Origin of the sequence: Natronospira sp. (assembly GCF_007134575.1) — a bacterium.
GTDB classification, from domain to species: Bacteria; Pseudomonadota; Gammaproteobacteria; order Natronospirales; family Natronospiraceae; genus Natronospira; species Natronospira elongata.
In genome coordinates, this window is sequence record NZ_SLKM01000198.1 from 20,005 (window position 1) to 28,540 (window position 8,536).

General features: G+C 60.9%; 6 protein-coding genes. All 6 read left to right on the plus strand.

Features of this window, described 5'->3' with window-relative positions; translation table 11 throughout:
* Nucleotides 1–77: 77 nt before the first annotated feature.
* The 6 genes from fabB to ACJWXQ_RS07835 all read left to right on the plus strand — a co-directional run bounded on the left by fabB (nucleotide 78) and on the right by ACJWXQ_RS07835 (nucleotide 8,382).
* Nucleotides 78–1,298, plus strand: a complete 1,221-nt coding sequence (gene fabB, locus ACJWXQ_RS07810) for a beta-ketoacyl-ACP synthase I (RefSeq protein WP_406672531.1) — start codon at nucleotides 78–80, stop codon at nucleotides 1,296–1,298.
* Between the two features lie 43 nt (nucleotides 1,299–1,341).
* On the plus strand, nucleotides 1,342–1,872 hold the full coding sequence (locus ACJWXQ_RS07815; RefSeq protein WP_406672532.1) for a macro domain-containing protein: 531 nt from the start codon (nucleotides 1,342–1,344) through the stop codon (nucleotides 1,870–1,872).
* 31 nt (nucleotides 1,873–1,903) lie between these two features.
* A complete protein-coding gene (locus ACJWXQ_RS07820) occupies nucleotides 1,904–3,349 on the plus strand; it encodes a phospholipase D-like domain-containing protein (RefSeq protein ID WP_406672533.1) in 1,446 nt (481 codons plus the stop codon).
* A gap of 48 nt (nucleotides 3,350–3,397) precedes the next feature.
* A complete protein-coding gene (locus tag ACJWXQ_RS07825; RefSeq protein ID WP_406672534.1) occupies nucleotides 3,398–3,922 on the plus strand; it encodes a protein-tyrosine phosphatase family protein in 525 nt (174 codons plus the stop codon).
* Nucleotides 3,923–4,030: 108 nt separating this feature from the next.
* The gene (locus ACJWXQ_RS07830) at nucleotides 4,031–5,227 is read left to right on the plus strand and encodes an efflux RND transporter periplasmic adaptor subunit (protein ID WP_346052479.1); all 1,197 of its coding nucleotides are present in this window, start codon (nucleotides 4,031–4,033) and stop codon (nucleotides 5,225–5,227) included.
* Nucleotides 5,228–5,268: 41 nt separating this feature from the next.
* A complete protein-coding gene (locus ACJWXQ_RS07835) occupies nucleotides 5,269–8,382 on the plus strand; it encodes an efflux RND transporter permease subunit (RefSeq protein WP_406672535.1) in 3,114 nt (1,037 codons plus the stop codon).
* The last annotated feature ends 154 nt before the right edge of the window (nucleotides 8,383–8,536 follow it).

Here is an 8,536-nt window from a genome sequence, read left to right on the forward strand (position 1 = left end):
CGTCGGACAGGAGTGCACAGAAGGGGGTATTCAGCGTTATCATGGCCCATTTACATAACAATCACGGGAGAGAGCTGATGCAGAGGCGGGTGGTCGTGACCGGCATGGGCGTCGTGTCCTGCCTGGGCAATGACCCGGAGACGGTGACTGATTCATTGCGGACTGGTCGCTCCGGAATCCGGTATAACGAGGAATATGAGCGGCTGGGACTGCGCAGTCGGGTATCCGCGCGCCCCGAGATTGAGCTCGCTGAAAGGGTGCCGCGCAAACCCATGCGCTTCATGGGTGATGCGGCTGCCTATTCCTACGTCGCCATGGAAGATGCGGCACGGGCTGCGGGCCTGGACCCGGAGAACCTCTCCGATGAGCGCATTGGTCTGGTAACCGGCTCCGGCGGGGGTTCCGTGGGTCATCTGGTCAAGGCGGCGGATAATCTGCGGGAGCGGGGTATTCGCAAGGTGGGCAGTTTTACCGTGCCCAAGGCGATGAGCAGTACCACCTCGGCCTGCCTGGCAACCGCTTTCGGCATAAAGGGCATCAATTACTCCATTTCCTCCGCCTGCGCCACCAGTGCCCACTGCATTGGCAATGCCATGGAGCAAATTCAGTTGGGCAAGCAGGATGTGGTGTTTGCCGGCGGTGGCGAGGATGAGCACTGGAGCATGAGCATGATGTTCGACGGCATGGGTGCGCTGTCCTCCAAATACAATGACACCCCGGAGAAGGCCTCGCGGCCCTATGATCAGGACCGTGACGGCTTCGTGATTGCCGGCGGTGGCGGGATTCTGGTTCTGGAGGAACTGGAACATGCGCTGGCGCGCAATGCGCCCATTCTGGCGGAGCTGGTTGGCTACGGGGCGACCTCCGACGGGGCCGACATGGTGGCGCCCAGCGGCGAGGGCGCGGTTCGCTGCATGCGTCAGGCCCTGGCCACCGTGGACGGCGGGATCAACTACGTCAACGCCCACGGCACCAGCACGCCGCGGGGGGATATCACCGAGCTGGAGGCAATGGCCGAGGTCTTCGGCGACGACATGCCGCCAGTGGCCTCAACCAAGTCCCTGACCGGGCATTCCCTGGGGGCGGCCGGGGCCCATGAGGCCATTTTCTCGTTGCTCATGATGCAGAACGATTTCATTGCCGCCAGCGCCAATATCGAGAACCTGGACCCGGAGGCCGATGGCCGTCCGGTGGTGACCAAACGCATGGACAATCAGCGCCTGGATCGGGTGATGTCCAACAGTTTCGGGTTCGGCGGCACCAACGCCACCCTGGTGTTCCAGCGCTATACGGGGTGACAGCGACAAGACCGGCGCCGGGACCACCGGGAAGGAGGCTAATATGGAACGGCAATTCGGGAAACTGCGACTGGAATTGATGCAGGGTGACATCACTCGACAGTCGGATCTGGATGCGGTGGTGAATGCCGCCAATGCCCAGCTCACAACCGGGGGCGGGGTAGCGGGTGCCATCCACCGTGCCGCCGGGCCCCAACTGGACGAGGCTTGTCGGCCCCTGGCGCCGATCGAACCGGGCCAGGCGGTGAGCACGGATGCTTTCGGCTTACCCAATCAGCGACTTATCCACTGCCTGGGACCAGTTTACGGTGTGGACGAACCCTCGGATCAACTGCTTGCGGCCTGTTACCGCAATGCCCTGAAAGAGGCGGGTCAGCACCAGTTAGGTAGTGTGGGCTTTCCGGCAATTTCCACGGGTGCCTTCGGCTATCCTGTCCGCGAGGCAGCCGGGATCGCCTTGCAAACGGTAGTCTCCGAAGGCTCGGTGATCGAGGGGCTCACCCTGGTCCGTTTTGTTCTGTTTTCCAATGAGGATTTGGCGGTTCACGAGGAAATACTGGCCAGGATGGCCTGATTCCATGAGGGGCTGAAGCAAGGGAGGCGCCGTGTCGTTCCAGGATCTGCTGCCCGGCTGGCCCGTGATCGCGGGCCTGCTCTCCGTGGCTTTGGCCTTGATCGCTTCCGGGCACGCGATTCTGAACAAGAGCGACCATCGGGCGACGGTGGGCTGGGTGGGCGTGATCTGGCTGGCACCGGTATTGGGGTCGCTGCTTTACCTGCTGTTCGGGATCAATCGGATTCGTCGCCGCGCCAGCAGCCTGCGTGAGCCACTCAACCGGGTTCAGGGGGAATCCGATCTCGGGGCCTATAGCCCAGAGGCCCTGGAGTCCTTTGTTCCCGAAGCCTTGCAACCCCTGTCACGGCTTTCCAGCCAGGTGGCCCTGCAACCTCTGTTGGGCGGCAACGCCGTTTCAGCTTTGGTGAATGGTGATGAAGCCTATCCGGCCATGCTGGCGGCGATCGAAGGGGCTCAACACAGCATCGGCTTGAGTACCTATATCTTCAACCGGGATCGAGTTGGGCGGCGTTTCGTTGATGCGCTGGCACGCGCCGTGGATCGGGGCGTGGAGGTTCGGGTGCTGGTTGATGCGGTGGGGCTTCGCTATTCTCTGCCCACCATTGAGGGCTTGCTGCGTCGGGAGAGAATCCCCTTTGCCCGATTCATGCCGCCGCGCTGGCCCTGGACCCTTCCCTTCGTCAATTTGCGCAATCATCGCAAGTTGCTGGTGGTTGATGGCGCCACGGGCTTTGTCGGTGGCATGAATATCGCCGAGGGCAACTGCGTGGCCGAGAACCCCGCTCATGCGGTCAGAGACCTTCATTTTCGGGTCGAGGGTCCACTGGTCAGCGAGCTTCAGGCTGTATTCGTTGAGGACTGGCAGTTTTCCTGTGGCGAATCACTCTCGGGTTCTGATTGGTTTCCGGCGCCGGAAACACCGGGCGCTGTCCTTGGCCGTGTCATTGCGGACGGTCCGGATGAGCGTTATGACACGATTCGTCAGGTCATGCTCGGCGCTGTCTCTCTCGCCCGCTTTCACATACGCATTCAGACGCCGTACTTTCTGCCGGACAAAAGCCTGGCCGACAGTCTGATTACGGCCGCTCTGCGTGGCGTCGTTGTTGATGTCATCGTGCCGGAGCAGAACAATCTGCCTTTTGTGGACTGGGCGATGCAGGCCCAGATTGCTCCCTTGCTCCGACGGGGGGTGCGTATCTCCCGGGCACCGGGCGTGTTCGATCATTCCAAATTGATGACAGTGGATGGACAATGGGCCTTCGTGGGATCCGCGAACTGGGACCCGCGCAGCTTGTCACTCAACTTTGAGTGCAATCTTGAGTGCTATGACGCCTGGACAACCAGCGAGCTGGAACGGTTTTTCGATCACCGACTGTGGACGGCGCGGTCGATTGAGGCACAGGCGCTGCAGACCTTGCCCTGGCTTAAACGATTGCGTAACGGCCTTGCTCGCTTGCTGACACCTTATATGTAGGCGTGGTGCCTGGACTTACAGTGTCGCCAATTTACGGGGCTGACGGCCATGAGCTTGAATATCGATGCCTTGCCGATCCCGGGCACAGCCGGCCTGCTTGGGCTTTGTCGTTGTCCGGGCGCCGGTCTGGGCCCTGCAATCGGATTGGACAAGGGGCAGGGCCTGGCCCAGGATCTGGCCGCCATCGTCAATTGGGGAGGTCAGGGTATCCTCACTCTGAATGAGAGCGCGGAGTTGCGCTGGCTTGGCCTTGATACGCTGGGCGAGCGCACGCATGTCGCGGGTCTGGACTGGTGGCATGCGCCCATTCCTGATTTTTGTGCCCCTGGCCGAGCCTTCGAGGACGCCTGGGAGACGGTGGGGCCCACGGTGGTAACGCGTTTGATGGGCGGCGACAGGATTGTGATTCATTGCCTGGCAGGGCTGGGCCGCACCGGCACTGTTGCTGCCAGGCTCCTGATTGAGCAGGGCATGGAGCCCGACAATGCCATTGCACGCGTCCGCCAGGCGCGGCCCGGCGCCATTCAGAGCCCCGAACAGCTTGAGTACATCCGGAATCGGGCCTGGAGGTGAATTGACTGGAACTGTCCCGCCCCCGGGGCAGTCACAAGGCAAGATTTGCAGATTTGGTTCGATTTCGAACCGTCTCCCTGCCAGGATCAAACAGGAAGCTCCAAGGTAATGAATAAAAAGAAAATTTCGATTATCGGCGTGATTCTTCTGGTGGCTTTGGCCGTATGGTGGCTGGGCCGCGGTGACGATGCCGGACCGGGTGGCCCTGGCGGTTGGGGGCGGGATTCCGGTGAGCAGGCAGTGGCGGTGGAGGTCGCTGAGGTGGCTTTTCGGGATATTCGGGATATTGCCCAGTACACCGGGACCCTGCAGGCGCGGCACCGCTTTCAGCTCGCACCCAAAGTGGGTGGGCGCCTCCGTGAGCTGGCGGTCGATATTGGCGATGAAGTAGAGCAAGGGCAGGTCATTGCCCGGCTTGATGATGAAGAGTTCGGTCAGGAAGCGGCGGAAGCCCGGGCCGCCATGGAAGTGGCCCGTGCCCAGTTGGAAGATGCCCGCGCCCGGCGAACCGTGCAGGAGCGCGAATACCAGCGTCTTGCCGACCTGCGTGAGCAGGGTCTGGCTTCCGAATCCGAGTATGACCTGGCCCAGTCGGAATTTGAGGCGGCCACGGCCAATGTCACCGTCAGTCATGCCCAGTTGGCTCAGCGTGAAGCCGCCCTGCGTCGGGCCGAGCTGCGTCAGTCCTATGCCACCGTACGGGCGGAGTGGAATGGCGGCGCTGATGGCACCCGGGTGGTCGGGGAACGCTTTGTGGACGAAGGGTCCAATATTGCCGCCAACGAGGCCATCATCTCCGTGCTGGACATCAGCTCCCTGCGGGCCGTCACGTCCATCGTCGACCGGGATTTTGCCCGCCTGCGCACCGGGCAACAGGTGGAAATCCGTAGTGACGCCTGGCCTGGCGAGATTTTCGAGGGCCAGGTATCGCGGATAGCGCCCCAGTTGAGAGAGGACACCCGGCAGGCGCGCGTGGAAATTGAAGTGCCCAACGAGGACGGACGCCTCAGCCCTGGGTTCTTTGTCAATCTCAGCATTAACGTTGAAGAAATCAGTGACGCCCGTGTCGTGCCTCGCGATGCGCTGACCCGACATTCGGGAGAGCGGGGTGTGTTCCTGGTCGAGTCGCCCGAGGACGCAGAAGAGGACTCACGGCCGCGGGCCCGGTTTGTGCCCGTAAGCGTGGGCGTCAGGACCGATGACTATGCCCAGATTCTGTCTCCGGAAATCGAAGGCAGGGTGGTTACCCTTGGTCAGCATCGTCTCGGAGACGGGACACCCCTCCGCCTCACCAACGGTGAATAAACAGCCTTCCGGCAACTCGACACAGGGATAAACGACAAGCCATGAAGATTGCCAATTTCACCGTCCGGCGCCCGGTACTGACCACCATGGCCGTGCTTATCGCGGTCCTGATCGGTCTGTTCTCCTTGAGCCGATTGCCCATCGACCTGATGCCGGATGTCACCTTCCCCACCTTGACGGTAGTGACTACTTACGAGAACGCCGCTCCGGAAGAGGTCGAGGAGACCATTACGCGCCGGGTGGAAGAGGCGGTCGCCACCGTGGCCGGTATTGAAGAGCTGACGTCCACTTCCCAGGAAGGCAGCAGCAATGTGCGTATCACCTTTGAGTGGGGCACGGACCTGGACGTGGCGGCCAACGATATCCGTGACCGGCTCGATCGTATTGGCAATGCCTTGCCGGATGAAGCCAATCGACCCCAGCTCAGAAAGTTTGATCCGGCGAGTTTCCCCATTCTGATCTATGGCCTGGCCAGTGATCTTGATCCCATTGCCCTGCGAAGCCTGATTGACGAGGAGATCAGCTACCGGATTGAACGGATCCCCGGTGTTGCCGCACTGGATGTCTGGGGCGGACTGGAAAGGCAGATCCAGATTCGGGTTGATCCGGATCGCTTGCAGGCACTGGACTTGCCCCTAAGCGAAGTTCGCAGCCGCCTCCAGGAAGCGAATATCACCGTCCCGGCAGGGGAGGTGGAGCGGGGCCGCCTGGACGTGGCGGTGCGCACGCCCGGCAAGTTTGATTCCCTGGAGGAAATCGAGGATCTGGTGGTGGCCCGACGGGATGGGGGGCAGGTCAGGCTTCGCCAGATTGCCGATGTAGAGGACTCTCATGAGCGGATCACCCGGATCATCCGCATCAATGAAGAGCCTGGGGTCCGGGTTGCGATACGCAAACAGGCCGGAAGCAACACCGTCGATGTGGCAGAGCGGGCCAACGCGGAGATGCGTCGGATCGCCCGGGACTATCCCCAGCTGGAAATTGTCCCAGTCATTGATCAATCCGAGTACATTCAGAACTCCATCGACAATCTCACCACCACCATTCTGTATGGTGGTGCCCTGGCGATACTCGTCCTGCTGGGTTTTCTGCGAAATATCCGGGGTACCCTGGTGGTGGCGATCGCCATACCGACTTCCCTGATTGCCACGTTCTCCCTGGTCTTCTTCGGTGGCTTCACACTGAACCTGATGACCCTGGGCGGCCTTGCCCTGGGCGTTGGCCTGATGGTGGATAACGCCATTGTGGTCCTGGAGAACATCTCCCGTGTCCGCAAGGAGGAGGCCGATGACCGCACCAGTGCCGCCATTCAGGGGACCTCCCAGGTAGGCCCGGCAATCATAGCCAGTACGCTGACAACCCTGGTGATATTCGCACCCCTGGTCTTCGCCCAGGGGATCAGCGGTGAGATGTTCAGTCAGTTGGCCTATACGGTCAGTTTTGCCTTGATCTGCTCTCTGCTGGTGGCATTGACCCTGGTGCCCATGATGGCGTCCAGAATCCTGAAGGATGAGACGACTGTCGCGAACACCAAGGGTCACCCGTTGCGCCGTACGGCCGATGCGCTTGGCAGGGGGCTGGAGGGGCTGGAGAACGCCTACCAGTCATTGTTGCGACTGATCCTGCGCCATCGCCCCATGGCCTTGAGCGTCACCGCGTTGATCTTCTTTCTGTCCCTGATGCTGCTGCCCCGAATCGGGGCCGAATTCATGCCTGAGGCGGATGAAAGTGAAGTTCGTATCAATGTGGAAATGGAGCCCGGCACCCGCCTGGAACTGCTGGATGAAGTCATGCGCAAGGTGGAAGAGATTGTCGTTCCCGAGGTGCCCGAGATCGAGTCCAGTTATACCCGTCTGGGTGCGGGAGGCTGGCGTGGCAGGGGCCACACCGGGGAGCTGCGTCTTAGCCTTGTGGGTGTCCGTGAGCGGGATCGGAGTAGCGCGCAGATTGCTGCCGACCTGCGCCCATTGCTCCAGGACATTCCCGGAACCGTAATCCGCACCCGTGCCGGCCAGGGCCTTTTCCTGCTGCGCATGGGGACGGGTGGTGGTACCGGTGAGCCCCTGGAAATCGAGATCCGCGGCTTCGAACTGGACCGCCTGGAGGCACTGGCTGAAGATGTCGATGAGCGCATTTCAAATATCGAAGGCATTACCGATACCCGCCGCAGCCGGGAAGAGGGTATACCGCAGGAGCTGATCCGGGTAAACCGATCTCGGGCTGCGGACCTTGGCGTCTCCATGCAGCAGGCGGCCAGGACGCTCGAAGCGGCCATTGGCGGTGTACGTGCCGGGCAGTTTACGGATCAAGGGCGTGAATACGACATGCTCTTGCGGCTGCGAGACTCCGAAAGGTTGACCCAGGCCCAGATTCTGAATCTGACGGTGCCCAACGAGGCCGGTGAACAGATTGCCATGCGCAATCTGGTGGATATCACCGATGGTATTGGCCCGCAGCAGATTGACCGCAAGAACCAGCAACGGCTGAACGTGATCTACGCCAACATCAGTGGTCGGGATCTGGGTTCGGTCGCCAGTGACGTGCAGGAGGCCCTTCGCGATATCCCCATGCCGGAGGGCTATGAGGCCATGGTCTCCGGTGAATTCGAGGAACAGCAGGAGGCGTTTTCTGAACTGGGACTGGCAATGATCATGGCGATCATTCTGGTCTACATGGTTCTGGCTTCGCTGTATGAATCCCTGAGGGATCCCTTTATCGTGATGTTCACCGTGCCCCTGTCAATTATCGGGGTCAGTGTCATGCTTTACCTCACCGGTACGACCTTCAATCTCCAGTCCCTTATCGGGATGATCATGCTGGTGGGTATCGTGGTCAATAATTCCATTCTGATTGTGGATCAGACCGCCCGTTTGCAACGGGGTGATGGGATGCGCCTGAACCCGGCCATCGTGGAAGCGGGCCGACGGCGCCTGCGACCGGTCCTCATGACCACGCTGACCACTACCTTCGCCATGCTGCCACTGGCACTGGGCATTGGTGAAGGCGCCGAGCAACAGGCCCCCATGGCAAGGGCGGTCATCGGTGGTCTCTTATCAGCCAGCTTTGTGACCTTGTTGGTGATTCCGGTCATCTACAGCCTTTTCCATCGCAAGGATGATGAGCGCCTGAGCGACGAGGCCATCGCGCCCTCCTGATCCTGAGGCCCATGCCCGGATCTCGTTGGCCGCTCTCCCGCTTCCCGGGCGAGCGGCTTTTTTATGCCGGTGACAATTTTCCGTCGCCTGGCAAGGGCTTGCCATTGGCGCTAACGAAAAGTGTTTAAAATACCGTTATTTCACAAGGTTACAA

Coding starts and splice junctions, on each gene's coding strand:
- fabB (WP_406672531.1), top strand. CDS start 78: ATGCAGAGGCGGGTGGTCGTGACCGGCATGGGCGTCGTGTCCTGCCTG.
- ACJWXQ_RS07835 (WP_406672535.1), top strand. CDS start 5,269: ATGAAGATTGCCAATTTCACCGTCCGGCGCCCGGTACTGACCACCATG.
- ACJWXQ_RS07815 (WP_406672532.1), top strand. CDS start 1,342: ATGGAACGGCAATTCGGGAAACTGCGACTGGAATTGATGCAGGGTGAC.
- ACJWXQ_RS07830 (WP_346052479.1), top strand. CDS start 4,031: ATGAATAAAAAGAAAATTTCGATTATCGGCGTGATTCTTCTGGTGGCT.
- ACJWXQ_RS07825 (WP_406672534.1), top strand. CDS start 3,398: ATGAGCTTGAATATCGATGCCTTGCCGATCCCGGGCACAGCCGGCCTG.